Here is an 18,093-nt window from a genome sequence, read left to right as displayed (position 1 = left end):
TTAGCCCCGGCCCGCGAGCGGGTCATAATCGCCAAAGCTCCAGACATGGCCTTCGGGGTCGCGCACGCTGAAATTGCCGCCGCCATAAGATTGCTCTTCCAAAGGCAGCACGACATCTGCCCCGGCGTCGACAATACGCTGATACCGCGCAGCCAGATCGTCGACCACGCCATAGATCGTCGTGGTTTCGCCCCCGACGGAGGTTGGATCGACCATGAACTGATCAAACGCGCCTTTGGACCAAGGCCCGAACATCACCATGCCCTGCCCCAGCATCAGCTCGGCATGCACGATCTGCCCCAACGCGTCCCGGTGAACAGCGTGTTCAGACAGCCCCAGAACCTCGGTCAAAAAGGCCAGAGCGGTCTCGCAATCACGATACCGGGTGGTGGGAATCAGCATGACAACCTCCTGAGCGGAACCGGAAGCACCCTGCCCCCGGCCCTGCTGCGTTTACTCTTCGTCGCGCGTCGCATACGCATCCTGAACCAACCGGCTCAGTGCAGCAACGCCCCAGCCCGTGGCCCCTTTGGGCGCATAATCGGTGGCGGTCTTGACCGACGCCACACCCGCGATGTCCAGATGGATCCACGGCGTTCCGTCCTTGATAAAGCGTTGCAGGAATTGCGCAGCCGTGATCGACCCGGCAGGGCGTCCACCAACGTTCTTCATGTCGGCAACGCGCGATTTCAGCATGTCGTCATAGGCTTTGCCCAATGGCATCCGCCACGCGCCTTCACCTTCGGCCTCGGCCGCCTTCAGGAACGACTTGCAAAAAGCGTCGTCGTTCGAGAACACACCGGCATTTTCATGCCCCAGCCCGATGATGATCGCACCGGTCAGCGTTGCCAGATCGATGATGCCCGCAGGTTTGAACCGCTCTTGCGTGTACCAAAGCACGTCACACAGAACCAAACGGCCCTCGGCATCGGTGTTGATGACCTCGATCGTATCGCCCTTCATCGATGTCACCACGTCGCCCGGACGCACGGCATTGCCCGACGGCATGTTTTCAACCAGCCCAACCAGACCCACGACATTGGCCTTGGCCTTGCGCAGCGCCAGGGCACGCATGGTGCCCGCGACGACGCCGGCGCCACCCATATCCATAGTCATGTCTTCCATGCCGCCCGCAGGCTTTAGTGAGATCCCGCCGGTGTCAAACACGACACCCTTGCCGACCAAAGCCAGCGGCGCGTCGTCTGCGTCGCCGCCTTTCCAGTTCATGACAACAACTTTGGAGGGGCTGTCAGAACCCTGTCCGACACACAGCAACGACCCCATGCCCAGCTTTTCCAGCGCCGCTTCGTCCAGTACTTCGACCTCAAGCCCCAGCGCCGACATCTCGTCCAGGCGGTTGGCAAATTCGGTGGTGGTCAAAACGTTGGCCGGTTCATTGACCAGATCGCGGGTCATGTGCACGCCCTCGGCCACGGCCAGCATCGGGGCGGCGGCGGCTTCGGTTTCCTCGGGTTTGGCAACAGCCACCAGATATTCACCCGCAGCGCTGTCGTCCTCAGCCGTCTTGTGCACGTTGAATTCATAGGTCCGCAGCGCCATGCCCATCGCAAGGCTCTCGGCGCGCTTCAGCCCTGCGACCGAAACCAGAACCGATTTGCCCGCCGCAAGACGCGCCAATGCAGCACCTGCCTTGCGCGCCTCGATATCGGACGCATTCTTGGCAATGACCAGCACATCCAGCGCTTCGGCGGCCATGCCCGACGGCCAGGCCATCGTGATCACGTCACCGGGTTTCACCTTTGCGAACCGCTCGCTTTCCACAAGCCGGTTCAGCGCCCCGCGTGTCAGGCGGTTGATCCGGCGTGCCGATACGCTCATCTTGCCGTCCGGGGTCACCATGATCGCAACGCGGCCTTGCGCTGTTTCAAGCGCGTCTGCGTCGACCGGAACGAAACGGATCGGGGTGTGCTGGGCCATGTGTGTCTCCTGTTGCCTGTTGCTGCAACAGGTAGCGTGCCCAAATCCGGTTGACCAGATAGCAGTTTTCCCCGGTTGGGTTTTGTTTTATGGTCCGGCAAAACAAAGCAGCGGGCGCCGGGGGGATCGCAGTGTCAGGCATCGACAGTTCTTTTCTGTCGCATTTTTCGCTTTTGACGGGATGGGTTAGCCTGCCCGTCCTTGTGTCTGACATGCGGTGTTTTGCATGATCCTCGACCGGTATTTCGCCCGCAAGTTCCTTCAGGCCTTCCTGCTGATTGCAGTGGTTTTTCTGACCCTGCTGACTCTGATCGACCTGATCGAACAATTGCGTCGCTTTGAGGGGTACGACATCGGGTTCGGGCAGCTGTTTCGCCTGACCCTGCTGAATGCGCCCGCGGCCATGAGCGAGATTTTGCCGCTGATCATGATCCTGTCGACCATCATTCTGTTTGTCGGTTTGGCGCGGTCCAGCGAACTGGTTGTGACCCGGGCACTGGGGCGGTCCGGTCTGCGCGCCCTTGTGGCGCCCGTGATGGTTGCCATCGTGATCGGCGGGCTGGCCGTCAGCACGCTGAACCCCATCGTCGTCGCGACATCCAATCTGTACCAGACTTTGTCCGAAACCTATCGCAGCGGCGGACCCTCTGTTCTGTCGCTCAGCGGCGAAGGACTGTGGCTGCGTCAGGGGGGGGATCGCGGACAATCGGTGATTCATGCCAACGGCTTTTCTGGCGAAGACGGCATTACGCTCTTTGATGTGACCATTCTGACCTATGCCAACGGCGGCGGACCGGTGCGCGAAATCCGCGCCGAAACGGCTGATTTGGAAGACGACACATGGGTGCTCTCAAACGTAAAAGTCTGGCCGCTGGCCGCTGGTCTGAACCCTGAAAGCAGCGCGGCCCGGCACGACGAATTGCTGATCCCGACGACCCTGACCCAAGACCGGATCCGCGAAAGCCTTGGACGGTCGACCGGGATCTCGATCTACGACCTGCCTCAAAGCATCCGACAACTGCGGGAAGCCGGATTTTCGACCCGCCGACACGAGGTCTGGTATCAGGCCGAACTGGCCAGACCGCTGTTTCTGGTTGCGATGGTGCTGGTTGGTGCGGCCTTTACCATGCGCCACACCCGGTTTGGCGGCACCGGCGTTGCGGTTCTGGCGTCGGTCCTGCTGGGGTTTGCGCTCTATTTCATGCGGAACTTCGCCCAGATCCTTGGCGAAAACGGCCAGATCCCTGTCGCGATGGCCGCTTGGGCCGCGCCGATCGCATCAATTTTCCTGGCCCTCGGGCTTTTGCTGCATGCGGAGGACGGATGACGCGCCCGTCCCTCACATGTTGGCTGACTTGCCTGCTGCTGTGCCTTTGGGCCGGATTTGCCGCCGCCCAAAGCCCGGAACCCAACACAGAGACGTCCGAAGGACCGCCCGCGATTCTGGTTGCCGATCAGGTCACCATCACCCCCGAACGCCAGTTGATCGCCGAGGGCAATGTCGAAGCGTTTCAAGGCGAAACCCGCCTCACCGCCAGCAAAATCACCTATGACGACGCCAACGGTAAACTGATCATCGAAGGCCCGATCCGCATCGACGAAGGCGACGGGCTTGTGGTTCTGGCCAATGCCGCCGAAATGGATCAGGGGTTGCAAAACGGAATTCTAACCGGCGCCCGGCTGGTGTTCGAACAGCAGCTTCAGCTTGCCGCGCTTCAGATGACCCGGGTTGGCGGACGCTATACGCAGCTTTATAAAACTGCCGTAACCTCTTGTCACGTATGTGAAAATGGCAAACCTCCTCTCTGGCAAATCCGTGCGCGGACGGTGACTCACGATCAGAAAGAGCGTCAGATGTACTTTGAGGACGCGACTTTTCGGGTTCTTGATATTCCGATTTTCTATTTCCCGGGTATGCGCTTGCCCGATCCCACGCTGGAGCGCGCCAGTGGCTTTCTGATCCCGTCCGTCCGGACGACTTCGCTGCTCAGCACCGGGATCAAAGTTCCCTACTTCTTCCGGATCGGAGACAGCAAAGATCTGACCGTCAGCCCCTATCTGTCGTCCAAAACCCGGACTCTGGACCTTCGCTATCGTCAGGCCTTCCGCAACGGGCGTATGGAATTCAATGGGGCCTACACGCGGGACGATCTGCAACCCGGAGATTCACGCGGCTATATTTTCGGTGCTGGCGGATTCAACTTCGCCAATGACTTCAGGTTCGCTTTCGATCTCAAAGCCGTGTCGGACAATGCCTATCTGGCAGATTACGGGCTGGAAGACCTCGACCGCCTGCGCAGCGAGTTAAGCCTGGAACAGATCCGGCGTGACAGCGCGTTTTTTACCTCGCTGATCCACTATGACTCTCTGCGCGACAGCGAAGATGAGTCGCTTGTGGCCACTCCAATCGCGGATATCTACTATCAGAAACGCCTGTTCCCGACCGCAATTGGCGGCGAAATGCGGCTCAGCCTGAACGGGCACGGGCATTCCCGCGCCTCAGATCTGGATATCCTGGGGCGCGATATGGCGCGAATGACAGCCGACATCGACTGGCGCCGCAACTGGACGTTCAATAGCGGTTTACGGGCCGACTGGGAGGTCGGGTTTTCCGCCGACTGGTTCGAGGTCCGACACGACAGCGCTTATCCGCCCAGTGCCACGCAAAACACCCCGCGCACGGCCCTGAAACTCAGCTATCCCATGACCAAGCGCACCACGACCGGCGCTGTGCATTATCTGGAACCGGTGATGCAACTGGGCTTGGCCGATGTCACTGGCGGATCGGTGCCCAATGACGAAAGCACCTTTGTCGAATTCGATCAGGGCAATCTGCTGTCGATGTCCCGTTTCCCGTCGCCTGACAGGCGCGAAGACGGCGCATCAATGGTTCTGGGGTTGAACTGGGCGCGCTATGGCACGGATGGCTGGAATGCGTTTGCCACCATCGGCCAGGTGTTCCGCCCAACCGCATTGTCGGATTTCACCACCACGTCAGGCCTGTCGGGCACATCATCTGACATATTGCTGGCCGGACAGGTCCAGATGGAAACCGGACTGTCGCTTACGGCCCGTGGGTTGCTGACCGGCGGGCTGGACCTGGACAAGGCCGAACTGCGTGGAGACTGGCTTAGCGATCGGACCATTGTCACCGGGTCATACATCTGGCTCGGGATCGACGCTGACGAAGGCCGGACCAGCGAAGTGTCTGAATTCTGGTTCGACGGAAGTTATCAGATGAACCCCAACTGGACCGCCAGCGCCAACCTGCGCTATGACATCGCAGATGACCGCGCGACACGTGCAGGCGTCGGGCTGGTCTATCAAAATGAATGTGTCACGGTCGATCTTTCGCTCAGCCGCCGATTCACTTCGTCAACAAGTGTTGAGCCTTCGACCGATTTCGGCTTTACCATCGCACTCAGCGGGTTCTCCGTCGACAGCGGTACAGAAAAATACAGGCGATCATGCAAACATTCCTGACTTTCCCGGCACAGCCCCTGAAACGTATTGCCGCCGGACTGGCGCTGACCGTCTCGCTGGCCTTGCCGGCGCACACCCAGTCGCTGTTCTCTCCGGTGATCACCGTCAATGGCGATCCGATCACCCGGTTCGAACTGGAACAGCGCCAACTGTTTCTTGAGATCCTGAGTGCCCCCGGTGACCGGAATAAACTGGCCCGTGAAGGCCTGATTGATGACCGGTTGAAACAGCAACTTTTCGATCAGATCGATTTCTCATCAAGTCCCGAAGACGTGAAGGCCGGAATCGACGAATTCGCCAGCCGCGCCAATCTGTCTGGTGATGAGATGATCAAGGCTCTGGAAGAGGCCGGCGTCGCGCGTCAGACAATGGAAAACTTCATCGATGTGACGATCACCTGGCGAGAGTATATCGGCGGGCGGTTCAGCGGAAAGGCGCGGCCCACCGATGCCGAAATCGACCGGGCCATTGGCCAGGGCGGAACAGGTGGCGGCGTTCAGGTTCTGTTGTCCGAGATCATCATTCCTGTCAGCCCGCAGACTTTGGGTCAGGTCGAAGAACTGGCAGACCAGATCGCGAACCTGGAAAGCTATGAAGAGTTTTCCCAGGCCGCTTTGCAGTACTCTGCCGCCGCCAGCCGCGACAATGGCGGCCGGATGGACTGGCTGACCCTGTCGACGCTTCCGCCAGCCTTGCAGCCGGTGATCATGGCGCTGAACCCGGGTGATGTGACCGAACCCGTCACACTGCCCAATGCCGTGGCCCTGTTTCAGATGCGCGGAATCCGCGAGGCCGCGACGGGAACGCCGAAATACGCCTCGATCGAATACGCCACCTATTACATCGCCGGGGGCCGTACCGCCGAAACCTTGGCCACGGCGGCCAGCATTGCCGATCGTATCGACACCTGCGACGATCTTTATGGCGTCGCCAAAGATCAACCGCCTGAAGTTCTTGAGATCCACTCGAAAGCCCCCGGCTCCATTCCAAACGATATCGCAATAGAACTGGCCAAGCTTGACAGCGGCGAAACCTCGACCGCGCTCACCACATCCGGCGGTCAGAACCTGATCCTGCTGATGCTGTGCGGCAGAACAACCGAGCTGGCCGAAGATGCCTCACGCGAGCAAATATCAAGCGCGCTGGCCAACCAGCGGCTTGCGTCGTTTGCCGACAGTCTGCTCAGCCAGTTGCGCGCAGACGCGGTGATCGTCGAAAAATGAGCCAGGCCATCGCGCTGAGTTGCGGAGAACCTGCCGGAATCGGCCCCGAGCTGGCGGTCAAAGCCTGGGCGGCCCTGCGCGACGCAGTGCCGTTCTTCTGGATCGGCGATCCGCGCCACCTGCCTGAAGGAACACCTGCTGTCTTGCTGGATGACCCCTCTCAGGCGGCCACCGTTTCGGCTGATGCATTGCCTGTGCTGGCGCATGACTTTGCGGCCCCGACAACGCCCGGCCAGCCCGATCCGCAAAACGCAGCGGGCGTCATCTCGGCCATCCAGCACGGCGTCGCGCTGGTTCAGCAAGGCCGCGCCTCGGCCCTGTGCACGGCGCCGATCCACAAGAAAGCGCTGATTGACGGGGCACGGTTTGCCTATCCCGGGCATACTGAATTTCTCGCCGCTCTGGCAGGCGTCGAACGGGTCGTGATGATGCTGGCCAGCCCGGACTTGCGGGTTGTCCCGACCACGATCCATATCGCCCTGTCAGACGTGCCCCGGGTTTTGACCCCCGGGCTGTTGCGCGAAACCATTGAAATCACCGCACGTGGCTTGCGCGACAAGTTCGGCATTGCGCAGCCCCGCATCGCCGTGACCGGGCTGAACCCGCACGCCGGCGAAGGCGGCGCGATGGGACGCGAAGAGATCGACTGGATCGCGGATCTGATCATCGACATGCAAAGACAGGGCTTTGCCCTGACCGGCCCACATCCCGCCGATACCCTGTTTCACGCAGCCGCCCGGACCCGCTATGATGTGGCGGTTTGCATGTATCACGATCAGGCGTTGATCCCGATCAAAACGCTGGATTTTGACGGCGGCGTCAATGTCACGCTGGGCCTGCCTTTTATCCGAACCTCCCCCGATCACGGCACCGCGTTTGACATTGCGGGCCAGGGGATTGCCCGGCCCGACAGCCTGATCGCCGCATTGAAAATGGCACAGGACATGGCATCTGGCAGGAGCGAGGGGCCAGCCCCTCGCGCTCCCCGGGGTATTTCGAACAAGAAAGAAGCGGAACCCGGACTGTGAGTGCAATCGATACGCTTCCCCCGTTACGCGAGGTGATCGCGACGCACGGATTGTCTGCAAAAAAGGCGTTGGGACAGAACTTTCTGCTGGATCTGAACCTGACCGCCAAGATTGCCCGTCAGGCCGGAGATCTGAGCGATTGCGATGTGCTTGAAATCGGTCCTGGTCCCGGCGGGCTGACACGTGGGTTGTTGTCCGAAGGCGCGCGCAAGGTGCTGGCCGTTGAAAAGGACGCGCGCTGTTTGCCTGCTTTGGAAGAAATTGCAGCGGCGTATCCCGGGCGGCTTCAAGTGATCAGCGGCGATGCATTGAAAATCGATCCGCTGGCTTATTTGACGCCGCCGATCCGGGTTGCGGCGAACCTGCCGTATAATATCGGCACCGAATTGCTGGTGCGCTGGCTGACCCCGCCTGAATGGCCACCCTTCTGGCAAAGTCTAACGCTGATGTTCCAGCGCGAAGTGGCGGAACGTATTGTGGCGCAGCCAGGCAGCAAGACTTATGGCCGGTTGGCAATTCTTGCGCAGTGGCGGGCCGAGGCCCGGATCGTACTGTCGCTTCCCCCCGAAGCGTTTACCCCGCCACCGAAAGTATCCAGCGCAGTGGTCCATCTGACCGCCCTGCCCGAGCCCAGGTATCCGGCCGATGCGGCAACCCTGTCACGGGTCGTCGCTGCGGCGTTCAATCAGCGCCGCAAGATGCTGCGCGCCTCGTTGAAAGGTATGGCGCCAGATATCGAAGACCGGCTGATCAGCGCGGGCATCAAGCCCACGGACCGGGCCGAGCAAGTGTCTTTGGAACAATTCTGTACGCTGGCGCGGTTGGTTGCGACCTAAACCAAAACACTGACCCTGCATTGATCGGCTTTTTATGCTATTCTGAATTCATATTAAGATAATTGATTTCAGGATACTCTTATGAATGGTTCTTCAATTGGTGACCCGACAACGGCATTTATTCAGGAATGTATCACAGCACTTAGCCGAGCAGGGTTTGATGCTGGCGCTTTTGAGTGGGCCAAATGGGCCGGGATTGGGTGTTTTATCGCCCTGACTCTGGCGGTTCTTGCGACATTTGTCGGGCGATTGGCCAAGGATCACGCGTTTCCGTCGCCGCTCAGTGACTCCAACTTCAAGCTTTTGCTGATTGCTGGCTGTCTCCTTATCGCGCTTCCCGTGGTTTCGAAAATTGCGGCCGCCCAGATGGAAATTGACCTGGTGTCGCGCGACAGCGAATTTGCGCAACGTATTTGTGAAGAGCGTGGAGAAGAGCTTGAGCGTTCGGCAGAGACAAAATCCCTACATCAGGAAGTCGCCGTATTGCTGAAACGCGTGTCTGCGCTGGAAAGTCAGACGCGCGTGACCCCTTCCGCGCCCGAAGTGGATCCGCCGCTTCTTGGACAGGCGATTTCGGTGTTTTATCGATCCGGTCGCCTTGATCAGGCGCGCCAGTTGGAAACGTATCTGACAAAGAATGGGGCGGGTGTCGCCAGACGCGAAAGCGATCTGACCGAAACGAATCTCGCGCGATCAGCGCGACCCGGAGATACGTTTGTGGTTTTTGCCGAAGGAAGTGAGGAACAGGCCGAGCTGGTGCGACAGAAACTGGAGAACAGCGGTCAGCCCGTTCGGCAGATGATCGGCCCCACAAACGTGCGCGGGAACGCCATTCAGATCCTCATGTTCTAGGAAATTCACAAAGCGTATGAACCCGGCAACGGCCGCTGAGATTACTCAGCAGCCGCTTTGGAATCATCCGGTCCGGGCTTTTCTGACGGTGCGTCTGGGGCCGATTGTTGAGCCGTTTCGCCGGTGTCCTTCGGCTTGCTGGCCTTGGGGCTTTTGCTGCGCGACGCGGTCGAACGCGGTTTGCGGGCCGATGCCGGTTTCTTCGGCTTGCTTTCGGGCGTTTCCACCAGACCGTTGTCGTCACTATCCGTCGCTTCGCTCAGATCCAGCACATCCGGTTGTGGGGACGCGGCGGGATCTTCGACCGGAATGGGCGCAGCAGCAGGCGCAGGCGCAGGGGCCGCTGCTTCGCGTTCCTGACGGTCCTGCCGTTCACGGTCGCGTTCGGCCTGGCGTTCCCGGTTCTGGCGTTCCTGATCTTCGCGGCGGGCGTCCTGCTCGCGCTGCGCATCGCTGAGCAACCGCAAGTAATGCTCGGCATGCTGCTGAAAGTTCTCAGTCGCAACGCGATCATTGGACAGCTGCGCATCGCGTGCCAACTGATTGTACTTGTCGATGATTTGTTGCGGCGTACCGCGCACCTTGCCTTCGGGACCGGAGCTGTCAAAGACCCGGTTGACGACATTGCCCGATGTGGGCCGGTTGCGGTTCGATTTTGACCGCGAACGTGATTTAGAAGATCTCATTTATCTAGTGTCAGCCTTGTCTTCACTGTCCCTTGATCCGTCATACGCAGACTGCGTTGTGTGCGACAGAAACCGGACTTTTTGGGCTTAATGCCACTCGCGCGCTGTAAAAGCGTCTGCCGGAGCGACCCCTCCGAATAACCACGTCCAACAGCCTCAGACAAGGGGTTTTGATGATTTTTTCTCGGATATCGGTCATATTTGCGATTTTTCAAAGCCGAGTGTTGCCGATTTCAGGAAATGTCCGCGCAAACAACCCGATCCCGGCCATCAAGATCGGGAATAACCCGCAGGTCGTCGAACCCCTGTGCCGCAAGAATAGCGGTCACATCCCGGGCTTGCGTCGGTCCTATTTCGACCAACAATCGCCCCTTGGGCGCCAGATGTGTTCTGGCTGCGGTGGCGATCCGGCGATATGCCCCCAACCCGTCGCCGTAATCGGTCAGCGCCATTTCGGGTTCGTGACGACGCACCTCTTCTGACAGCCCGGCCATTTCGTGCTGGGCGATGTAGGGCGGATTTGAAACGATCAGATCAAAACACCCGTCGACCGCACCGAACCAATCCGATTGTATGATTAGTGCGCGGTCCTGGACCCTGTGCAGCACCGCATTGGCGCTGGCCTGCAGGCAGGCGGATTCGCTCAGATCCACACCGACGCCCTGCGCACCGGTGTTTTCTGCCAGCAACGTAACCAGAATACAGCCCGACCCGACCCCCAGATCCAGAACCCGATCAAAGGGTTCCGCCAATGCCGCTTCGATCAGAATCTCGGTTTCCGGACGCGGATCCAGCACTTCACGGCTGACCTTGAACCGGCGGCCATAAAACTCCCGCTCGCCCAGCAAATGCGACACCGGCACGCGAACGGCCCGTAGTGCGATCAGTTGTTCATAGCGGTCCTCGACCTCTTCGGCCAAAGCCTCGGGTGCGATCAGGGTCACACGCGACGCTTCGATCCGGGCGGCATGGGCCAACAGCACCCGTGCATCGCGCGCCGGGTCGGCCACGCCAGCGGCCCGCAGGCGCGCTGCGGCCGACGCCATAGCCTGGGCTGCCGTGCTCACGTGCCCATCTCGGCCAGCATGCGGGCCTGTGCGTCAGCGGTCAGCGCGTCAATCACCTCGTCCAGATCGCCCTGCATCACCTGATCCAGCTTATAGAGCGTCAGATTAATCCGGTGATCTGTCATCCGGCCTTGCGGGAAATTATAAGTCCGGATCCGTTCTGACCGATCCCCTGTCCCAACCTGTGCTGCCCGATCGGCGCTACGCTCGTCATGGGCACGCTGACGTTCCAGATCGAACAGCCGGGTCTTCAGCACCTGCATGGCGATCTCGCGGTTGCGGTGCTGCGATTTCTCGGAACTTGTCACCACGATCCCGCTGGGCTCGTGCGTGATCCTGACCGCAGAATCGGTCGTGTTCACATGCTGCCCACCCGCGCCCGAGGCGCGCATGGTATCGATCCGGATATCGCCGGGATCGATGTGAATGTCGACGTCTTCGGCCTCGGGCAACACCGCGACGGTGGCCGCAGAGGTATGAATGCGCCCACCGCTTTCGGTTGTCGGAACCCGCTGCACCCGGTGCACACCGGATTCGTATTTCAACCGGGCAAACACCCGGTCACCAGTGATCCGGGCCACGACTTCCTTGATGCCGCCCAATTCGGTGGCCTGTTCTTCGATGATCTCGACCTTCCAACCGCGCGCTTCGGCATAGCGTTGATACATGCGCAGCAGATCACCCGCGAACAACGCCGCCTCATCACCACCCGTTCCGGGGCGGATCTCAAGCATGGCGGGCCGGTCGTCGGCCGTATCCTTGGGCAGCAGCGCCAATTGCAACGCATGCTCGGCCGCAGGGATCGCCGCTTTCAACAGCGGGATCTCTTCTTCGGCCAGTTCGCGCATGTCAGGATCGTCCAGCATGGCTTCGGCCTCTTCCAGATCGGTCACCAAAACCCGCCAGGCGCTGATCTGTTCCACCACCGGACGCAGATCCGAATACTCCTTGGCCAACGCCGCAATGTCTGCACCGCTGACGCCATCGGCCATCGCCGCTTCGAGATACTGAAACCGCTGGGTAATCTGATGAAGACGTTGCTCTGGAACCATCCGCAGGGTGTCGGATATCGCGCGGCTTTGGTCAAGGGGCCGCCGCGCTTTTGCGCCCGGCCCCTGCCCGTATGTTTAAAGGCACGGTGTCTCAGCCAAACACGATATCATTGGCCAGCAGGCGGTAATCGTCGATCCCGTCCAGCGTGATCACGTCACGACCGCCGAAATCAATCTGCGTCACGCCATCAGTGGTCGAGCCAAACCGCTCCAAAAGCTGCGCTGGCCTTAACCCGCCGCCCCAGATGCCTTCGTCCAGCAACAGAGTGTCCCTGTTGTTTTCGAAATCGGTGATATGTTCGCCGCCATAACCACGCTGAAATTCAAACACATCTCGACCTTCGCCACCTGTCAGAATGTCAAAATGACGTCCGCCCATCAGATGGTCATTCCCGGCACCGCCATCAATCACATCGCGACCGATGCCGCCCGACAAACGGTCGTCCGAATTACCACCGGTGAGCTCATCATTGCCGTTCTGGCCCAACACGTCGCCCGTGACGACACCTTCCACGGCGCGGTAAATGTCGTGACCATCGCCAAGATAGACGGTTCCATCAATGGTGCCCGCGTCATTGAACACCCAGTCGCTTCCGCCCCACGTGTAAATGTCCCCTTCGACTACGCCCGAATTCTCGATGACATCGCGGATGAATCTGCCGCCGGATATCACTGCGTACGAGTCCGGGCTCGATATCAGGCCGCTGTTCTCGATCTTCACCGGTCCAAGAATAAGTATGTCGGTTGCATAAATTTGACCTTCGATCACGCCCGAGTTGACGACAACAATAGGCGACGATTCCAGATAGAAATCCCCGTAAATCTCACCGTAATTATTCAGGTGGACTGGCGCGTAACGGGCATGCATCGCATAGCCGCCTTCGCTGATAGTGCCATAGTTGTCGATTTCGAAGCCGGCATAGAAACCGTCAAGATAAATTGCCTCTGGCGCTGTGATTTCGGATATATGCCCATAATTGATCAAGGCAGTCGGCGCATCTTCGGCATATCCGGCTGCGCCAAATCCATTCAGAATTTCGCCTGCGGCAACGACAACAACGTTTTCATAAACGGATTCAGTCAGCATAACAAATTTCCTTTAAAATAAAGATTGAACCATAACGAAAAAGCCAGATTCCTTCAATGTTTCATTTGCGGCGGCCCTTCGCCAGTCGGGCCCAGTGAGCCGCAAAATCCTTGGCCAATCCGCTTGTCTGCGTTAGAATCCACCTATGATGAGACTTGTTGCGATATTGGCTGCCCTGGCCAGCCCTGTTTATGCCGATGTCATCGGCCCGGGCGGCAAGGTGCAGGATTGCTATTGCACCGACAAATCTGGCAGCCGGGTCGAACTGGGCGAAATGATTTGTCTGTATGTCGATGGCCGCGCCTTTACGGCGCAATGCCAGATGTCCCTGAACGTGCCGATGTGGCGCGAAGTGCAGGAAGGCTGTATGTCATCGCGCCTCGATCGCCTTAAGCCAGCCATCAACACGCGCAGCGTTTACGCCAAAATCTGACCGCCCGAACCGTGCCCGAGCATAGATCTTAAGCTGGTCGCCATCCTGCTTTACGGTTGTGTAATCGGGAAATCCCCAGATTTTGCTGCGTGTGACGTAAGTAACCTGTTCGGTTCTGACCCACCCCGACACGACCGACGTGCGCGGGGTTTGTAATGCCACTTCGTTGAACCGTTCCAACCCGTCCGGGCCTGTGGTCGCGATTCGCAATACGCCATTGGGCATCTCGCGGTTCTCGGTGACTTCGGGTTCGACATGCCAGCGCGCAGGGTCGCTTGGGGCCAACCGAATGTATCCGCCAACCACAAACACCAGCGCCACAATGATCCAGATTACCATCGCCGTTCTTTCCATTGTTCCAGGTCTGCCCTTTTTCCCCCGCGCGGGTCCGGGCAGGTGCCGGGTCCGCTATTGATATGCCACACCCGGCAGAACGCAAAGCAACTCGTACAACAGATTAGCCGCCGTCAGGCCGGTGTTGCCCGACGGATCATATGGCGGCGACACTTCGACAAGATCGCAGCCCACAATGTTAAGCCCCCTCAGTTCGTGGATCAGTTCCAGCGCCTGAGGCGTCATCAGCCCGCCGATTTCCGGCGTGCCCGTGCCCGGCGCAACCGAGGGGTCAAGGGAATCAATATCATAGGTCACATAGACGGGCCTATCGCCGATATCGCGACGTATTTCCGCACCCAACGGGCTTAGACTGCGGTGCCACAGCTCGTGCGCCGGGAATTGCTGAAACCCCCAGCCCCGCGCCTCGGCAAAATCGGTTGCGGCATAGCCGGTGCCGCGAATACCGACCTGATAGACCTTGTCGGCGATCAGGCATCCGTCTTCATAGGCGCGGCGAAACACGGTGCCGTGGGTTTCCCGCTCGCCAAACATCTCATCATTTACATCCGCATGGGCATCGACATGGATCAGGGCCACCGGCCCGTGTTTCGCCGCGATGGCCCGCAGGATCGGCAGGGTGATCGAATGATCACCTCCCATCGCCACCGGGATCAGATCATGGCTTAGGATCGAGGCGTAACTGTCTTGAATGATACGCAAACTGTCGGCCAACGAGAACGTGTTGATCGCCAGATCACCGATATCCGCAACCTGCAAACTGTCAAACGGCGCCGCCCCCGTCGCCATGTTATAGGGCCGGATCATCGCGCTTTCAGACCGGATCTGCTTTGGGCCAAACCGCGTGCCCGACCGCCACGACGTTCCGATATCCATTGGTACGCCCAGCACGGCCACATCCAGCCCGGTCAGATCAGTGGCCGATGGCAACCGCATGAACGTGTTGGGGCCGGAAAACCGGGCCAGTTCATTGCCGCCAAGGGGTTGGTTGAAGTCGCTCATGCCCGCATGTTCCATCCCAGAAGGCAAATGATCGCCATCGCCGCATGGGCCCCTGCGACCGAAGTGATGCCCGCCGGATCAAACGGAGGCGACACTTCGACCACGTCGCCACCCTTGATGTTGATCCCGGCGATCTCGCGCAAGATCCGCGATGCCTGTGCGCTGCTCAGACCACCCCAGACCGGTGTGCCGGTGCCGGGCGCAAAGGCAGGATCCAGACAGTCGATATCAAAGGTCAGATAAACCGGCTTTTCGCCAAGGATCTGTTTGATCCGCTTGGCGGTTTCGACCGGGCCCAGTTCATGCACTTCGGCCGCGTCGATGATGTGCACGCCCATCGTGTCTTCGTTGGTGGTGCGGATGCCGACCTGCACGGAATGCGCGGGGTCAACCAGCCCCTCTTTCACCGCCTTGTAAAACATCGTGCCGTGATCAATTCGGTCCGGATCATCATCGGCCCATGTGTCGGTATGCGCATCAAACTGCAACAGCGAGATCGGCCCGTATTTCTCGGCAAACGCTTTCAGGATCGGATAGGTCACATAGTGATCCCCGCCCAATGACACAGGCGCCACTCCGGCCTCCAGAATGCCCCGAATATGGTCGGTCAACGCGGGCGGAAAGCTTTGGATCTTGGCATAATCAAATGCCACATCGCCATAATCGACAATCGCCAGATCCGTCAGCGCGCCAAATGGCCAGCCATAGGGGTTTTCGTAAGGTTGATAGTTCGATGCCTCGCGAATCCCGCGCGCGCCCAGCCGTGTTCCGGGCCGGTTTGAAACGGCCAGATCAAACGGCACCCCGGTTACGGCAATTTGCGCCCCGGTCAGATCCTTGGTGTATTTGCGCCGCATAAACGACGACACCCCGGCATAAGACGCCTCCAGCGACAGACCTTTCAGGTCGTCCCGCGTGATCGCTTCGTCGACGATATTTGCCACATCACTTTGCTGAGCCATGTCAGTGCCTTCCTATTTTGCCACACGGGCAATCGGTTGCGCGGTTTCGACCAATCGCGCAAAGAACGAGGCCCCCACCGGCGCGATCTCGTCGTTGAAGTTGTATTCCGGGCTGTGCAGCCCGGCGCTATCCCCCTGCCCGATGCAGACATAGGCCCCGGGACGGGCTTGCAACATATATGCAAAATCCTCGGCCCCCATCACGCGGCCCGCATCGCCCACAACGCGGTCATCGCCCGACACGCCTTTGGCAACCTCAACCGCAAACGCGGCCTTGTCAGCGTTGTTGACGGTGGCGGGGTATCCGACCTCATAATCCAATTCAGCCTCAACCCCGTAACTGGCCGCCTGCCCGGCAACGATGGTCTTCATCCGCTCCATCACCATCTGCTGCACGGCAGGGTCAAAGGTGCGCACGGTTCCGTTCAGATAGGCAGTTTCCGGGATCACGTTATCAACCGTTCCCGCATGGATCTGAGTGACGCTGACCACCAGATCATCCAGCGCATAATGGTTGCGGCTGACAATGGTCTGGATCGCCTGCGCAATCCCGCAGGCCGCCATCACCGGGTCCTTGGTTTCATGCGGGGTCGCGCCATGGCCACCGACACCTTTGATGTGAACGTGGAACGTGTCGACCGCCGCCATCACAGGCCCCGGCGCGGTAAAGAACGTCCCCGGCTCGACCCCGGGAACATTGTGCATGGCATAGACCTGACCGATGTCGAACCGATCCATGATGCCCTCTTCCACCATGATCCGCGCACCGCCAATCGTTTCTTCGGCAGGCTGAAAGATCAGCGCGACGCGCCCGGTGAAATTGCGCGTCTCGGCAAGGTATTTCGCCGCGCCCAACAGCATTGTCGTGTGTCCATCATGCCCGCAGGCGTGCATCTTGCCGGGCCGTTCTGACGCATAGTCCAGCCCGGTTTCCTCAGACATCGGCAAAGCATCCATGTCGGCCCGCAACCCGATGGTCGGCCCGTCGCCCTGCCCGGTGATGATCGCGACAATCCCCGTGGTCGCGATACCCTCATGAATCTCATCAACGCCAAATTCACGCAGTCGGTCAGCAACAAAGCCCGCCGTCTCATGACAGTCCAGCGCCAGTTCGGGGATCTGGTGCAAATGCTGTCGCCACTGGGTCATCTGTGGTGCGTAGTCTGCGATACGATTGACGACGGGCATGGGGTGGACTCCTGCGGGCTGCTCGGTGATTCATGCAATTTGACACCGGAACGAGAGGCACCGCAATGGCCGAAGACCCTTTGATCCACGACAAGGACGCTGGAATAGACCGTCTGTTGGAAATCATGCGCCGATTGCGCGACCCGGATACCGGCTGCCCCTGGGACATCGAACAGACCTATGCCAGCATCGCCCCCTATACCATTGAAGAAGCCTACGAAGTTGCCGACGCGATCGAACGCGGCCAGTGGGACGAACTTGAGGGCGAACTGGGCGATCTACTGCTGCAGGCGGTTTATTTCGCCCAGATGGGCGCCGAGGATCAGCGGTTTACCTTCCAATCCATCGTGCAAAAGATCTCGGACAAGATGGTGGCCCGGCATCCTCACGTCTTTGGCGACGAATCGCGCGATAAATCCGCAGAACAGCAGACCCGTGATTGGGAGGCGATCAAGGCCGCCGAACGCGCCGGTATCGAGCAGAAAGGCGCGCTGGACGGGGTCGCATCCAACCTGCCCGCCCTGCTGCGTGCCTATAAACTGCAAAAACGCGCCGCCCGCGTTGGGTTTGACTGGCCCGATGCCAGCCATGTCATCGACAAGATCGCCGAGGAATCGCAAGAACTGATCGATGCCCGCGACAACCTGAGCGCGGATGAAATCGAGGATGAATTCGGCGACCTTTTGTTCGTCGTGACCAATCTGGGCCGCCATCTGGGGGTCGAACCCGAAGCCGCCCTGCGCCGCACCAACGCCAAGTTCATTCGCCGTTTTGAAGCGGTCGAAAGCAAACTGGCCGCCCGCGGCAAGACCCCGTCCGACAGTGATCTTGCCGAAATGGACGCGCTGTGGGACGAAGCCAAACGCGACGAGCGGGCGTAACCCCGCCCGTCCCGGTTTGCC

At 59.6% G+C, this 18,093-nt stretch carries 18 protein-coding genes; 8 read left to right on the top strand and 10 right to left on the bottom strand.

What is annotated here, in order from left to right:
* On the bottom strand, positions 1 to 402 hold the full coding sequence (locus FOY56_RS07710) for a VOC family protein (protein ID WP_146345264.1): 402 nt from the start codon (positions 400 to 402) through the stop codon (positions 1 to 3).
* A gap of 51 nt (positions 403 to 453) precedes the next feature.
* The gene (locus FOY56_RS07705) at positions 454 to 1,938 is read right to left on the bottom strand and encodes a leucyl aminopeptidase (RefSeq protein WP_146345263.1); all 1,485 of its coding nucleotides are present in this window, start codon (positions 1,936 to 1,938) and stop codon (positions 454 to 456) included.
* Between the two features lie 226 nt (positions 1,939 to 2,164).
* Here FOY56_RS07705 and lptG point away from each other — a divergent pair, with 226 nt between their 5' ends.
* The 6 genes from lptG (at position 2,165) to FOY56_RS07675 (ending at position 9,360) form a co-directional block, all read left to right on the top strand.
* A complete protein-coding gene (gene lptG, locus FOY56_RS07700; protein ID WP_146345262.1) occupies positions 2,165 to 3,265 on the top strand; it encodes an LPS export ABC transporter permease LptG in 1,101 nt (366 codons plus the stop codon).
* Positions 3,262 to 5,421, top strand: a complete 2,160-nt coding sequence (locus tag FOY56_RS07695; protein ID WP_146345261.1) for an LPS-assembly protein LptD — start codon at positions 3,262 to 3,264, stop codon at positions 5,419 to 5,421. Before lptG ends, FOY56_RS07695 begins: the two co-directional genes overlap by 4 nt.
* Entirely contained in the window at positions 5,406 to 6,644 is a 1,239-nt protein-coding gene (locus FOY56_RS07690) for a peptidylprolyl isomerase (protein WP_146345260.1), read from the top strand. The genes FOY56_RS07695 and FOY56_RS07690 overlap by 16 nt, the downstream gene beginning before the upstream one ends.
* Complete coding sequence (gene pdxA / locus FOY56_RS07685) at positions 6,641 to 7,672, top strand: 4-hydroxythreonine-4-phosphate dehydrogenase PdxA (RefSeq protein ID WP_146345259.1); 1,032 nt, start codon at positions 6,641 to 6,643, stop codon at positions 7,670 to 7,672. Before FOY56_RS07690 ends, pdxA begins: the two co-directional genes overlap by 4 nt.
* Positions 7,669 to 8,508: a 16S rRNA (adenine(1518)-N(6)/adenine(1519)-N(6))-dimethyltransferase RsmA gene (gene rsmA / locus FOY56_RS07680; RefSeq protein ID WP_146345258.1), complete on the top strand. Its 840-nt coding sequence runs from the start codon at positions 7,669 to 7,671 to the stop codon at positions 8,506 to 8,508. The genes pdxA and rsmA overlap by 4 nt, the downstream gene beginning before the upstream one ends.
* 81 nt (positions 8,509 to 8,589) lie before the next feature.
* A complete protein-coding gene (locus FOY56_RS07675) occupies positions 8,590 to 9,360 on the top strand; it encodes a hypothetical protein (RefSeq protein ID WP_146345257.1) in 771 nt (256 codons plus the stop codon).
* A 41-nt stretch (positions 9,361 to 9,401) separates the two neighbouring features.
* Here FOY56_RS07675 and FOY56_RS07670 read toward each other — a convergent pair whose 3' ends face one another.
* From FOY56_RS07670 to FOY56_RS07655, 4 genes are all read right to left on the bottom strand, one after another.
* A complete protein-coding gene (locus FOY56_RS07670) occupies positions 9,402 to 10,046 on the bottom strand; it encodes a DUF4167 domain-containing protein (protein WP_146345256.1) in 645 nt (214 codons plus the stop codon).
* 233 nt (positions 10,047 to 10,279) lie between these two features.
* Complete coding sequence (prmC, locus tag FOY56_RS07665) at positions 10,280 to 11,092, bottom strand: peptide chain release factor N(5)-glutamine methyltransferase (RefSeq protein ID WP_146345663.1); 813 nt, start codon at positions 11,090 to 11,092, stop codon at positions 10,280 to 10,282.
* 17 nt (positions 11,093 to 11,109) lie between these two features.
* Positions 11,110 to 12,165, bottom strand: coding sequence for a peptide chain release factor 1 (gene prfA, locus FOY56_RS07660; RefSeq protein ID WP_146345255.1), 1,056 nt, complete (start codon positions 12,163 to 12,165; stop codon positions 11,110 to 11,112).
* A 91-nt stretch (positions 12,166 to 12,256) separates the two neighbouring features.
* Entirely contained in the window at positions 12,257 to 13,252 is a 996-nt protein-coding gene (locus FOY56_RS07655) for a calcium-binding protein (protein WP_146345254.1), read from the bottom strand.
* Between the two features lie 145 nt (positions 13,253 to 13,397).
* On the opposite strand from FOY56_RS07655, the gene FOY56_RS07650 reads away from it, so the two are divergent.
* A complete protein-coding gene (locus FOY56_RS07650) occupies positions 13,398 to 13,685 on the top strand; it encodes a hypothetical protein (RefSeq protein WP_146345253.1) in 288 nt (95 codons plus the stop codon).
* On the opposite strand, the gene FOY56_RS07645 is transcribed toward FOY56_RS07650, so the two are convergent.
* From FOY56_RS07645 to FOY56_RS07630, 4 genes are all read right to left on the bottom strand, one after another.
* A complete protein-coding gene (locus FOY56_RS07645; RefSeq protein WP_246139438.1) occupies positions 13,623 to 14,024 on the bottom strand; it encodes a DUF1499 domain-containing protein in 402 nt (133 codons plus the stop codon). The genes FOY56_RS07650 and FOY56_RS07645 overlap by 63 nt on opposite strands.
* A gap of 69 nt (positions 14,025 to 14,093) precedes the next feature.
* Positions 14,094 to 15,041 (bottom strand): agmatinase, encoded by a 948-nt coding sequence (gene speB / locus FOY56_RS07640; RefSeq protein WP_146345251.1) that lies wholly within the window; start codon positions 15,039 to 15,041, stop codon positions 14,094 to 14,096.
* On the bottom strand, positions 15,038 to 16,003 hold the full coding sequence (gene speB / locus FOY56_RS07635; protein ID WP_146345250.1) for an agmatinase: 966 nt from the start codon (positions 16,001 to 16,003) through the stop codon (positions 15,038 to 15,040). The genes speB (FOY56_RS07640) and speB (FOY56_RS07635) overlap by 4 nt, the downstream gene beginning before the upstream one ends.
* A gap of 12 nt (positions 16,004 to 16,015) precedes the next feature.
* Entirely contained in the window at positions 16,016 to 17,191 is a 1,176-nt protein-coding gene (locus FOY56_RS07630) for a M20 aminoacylase family protein (RefSeq protein WP_146345249.1), read from the bottom strand.
* Positions 17,192 to 17,256: 65 nt separating this feature from the next.
* On the opposite strand from FOY56_RS07630, the gene mazG reads away from it, so the two are divergent.
* Positions 17,257 to 18,072, top strand: a complete 816-nt coding sequence (gene mazG / locus FOY56_RS07625; protein WP_146345248.1) for a nucleoside triphosphate pyrophosphohydrolase — start codon at positions 17,257 to 17,259, stop codon at positions 18,070 to 18,072.
* Positions 18,073 to 18,093 lie beyond the last annotated feature (21 nt).

The organism is Falsiphaeobacter marinintestinus, assembly GCF_007923355.1.
GTDB classification, from domain to species: Bacteria; Pseudomonadota; Alphaproteobacteria; order Rhodobacterales; family Rhodobacteraceae; genus Phaeobacter_A; species Phaeobacter_A marinintestinus.
Note: the sequence above shows the minus strand (reverse complement) of the source record. Positions and strands in the feature narration are given on the sequence as shown.

Excerpts from the sequence above, each read along its gene's own strand:
- FOY56_RS07670 (WP_146345256.1), bottom strand. The coding sequence starts at position 10,046 with ATGAGATCTTCTAAATCACGTTCGCGGTCAAAATCGAACCGCAACCGG.
- FOY56_RS07645 (WP_246139438.1), bottom strand. The coding sequence starts at position 14,024 with ATGGTAATCTGGATCATTGTGGCGCTGGTGTTTGTGGTTGGCGGATAC.
- FOY56_RS07650 (WP_146345253.1), top strand. The coding sequence starts at position 13,398 with ATGATGAGACTTGTTGCGATATTGGCTGCCCTGGCCAGCCCTGTTTAT.
- pdxA (WP_146345259.1), top strand. The coding sequence starts at position 6,641 with ATGAGCCAGGCCATCGCGCTGAGTTGCGGAGAACCTGCCGGAATCGGC.
- FOY56_RS07690 (WP_146345260.1), top strand. The coding sequence starts at position 5,406 with ATGCAAACATTCCTGACTTTCCCGGCACAGCCCCTGAAACGTATTGCC.
- FOY56_RS07675 (WP_146345257.1), top strand. The coding sequence starts at position 8,590 with ATGAATGGTTCTTCAATTGGTGACCCGACAACGGCATTTATTCAGGAA.
- speB (WP_146345251.1), bottom strand. The coding sequence starts at position 15,041 with ATGAGCGACTTCAACCAACCCCTTGGCGGCAATGAACTGGCCCGGTTT.
- FOY56_RS07705 (WP_146345263.1), bottom strand. The coding sequence starts at position 1,938 with ATGGCCCAGCACACCCCGATCCGTTTCGTTCCGGTCGACGCAGACGCG.
- lptG (WP_146345262.1), top strand. The coding sequence starts at position 2,165 with ATGATCCTCGACCGGTATTTCGCCCGCAAGTTCCTTCAGGCCTTCCTG.
- speB (WP_146345250.1), bottom strand. The coding sequence starts at position 16,003 with ATGGCTCAGCAAAGTGATGTGGCAAATATCGTCGACGAAGCGATCACG.
- prfA (WP_146345255.1), bottom strand. The coding sequence starts at position 12,165 with ATGGTTCCAGAGCAACGTCTTCATCAGATTACCCAGCGGTTTCAGTAT.
- FOY56_RS07630 (WP_146345249.1), bottom strand. The coding sequence starts at position 17,191 with ATGCCCGTCGTCAATCGTATCGCAGACTACGCACCACAGATGACCCAG.
- FOY56_RS07695 (WP_146345261.1), top strand. The coding sequence starts at position 3,262 with ATGACGCGCCCGTCCCTCACATGTTGGCTGACTTGCCTGCTGCTGTGC.
- FOY56_RS07710 (WP_146345264.1), bottom strand. The coding sequence starts at position 402 with ATGCTGATTCCCACCACCCGGTATCGTGATTGCGAGACCGCTCTGGCC.
- FOY56_RS07655 (WP_146345254.1), bottom strand. The coding sequence starts at position 13,252 with ATGCTGACTGAATCCGTTTATGAAAACGTTGTTGTCGTTGCCGCAGGC.
- mazG (WP_146345248.1), top strand. The coding sequence starts at position 17,257 with ATGGCCGAAGACCCTTTGATCCACGACAAGGACGCTGGAATAGACCGT.
- prmC (WP_146345663.1), bottom strand. The coding sequence starts at position 11,092 with ATGGCGTCGGCCGCAGCGCGCCTGCGGGCCGCTGGCGTGGCCGACCCG.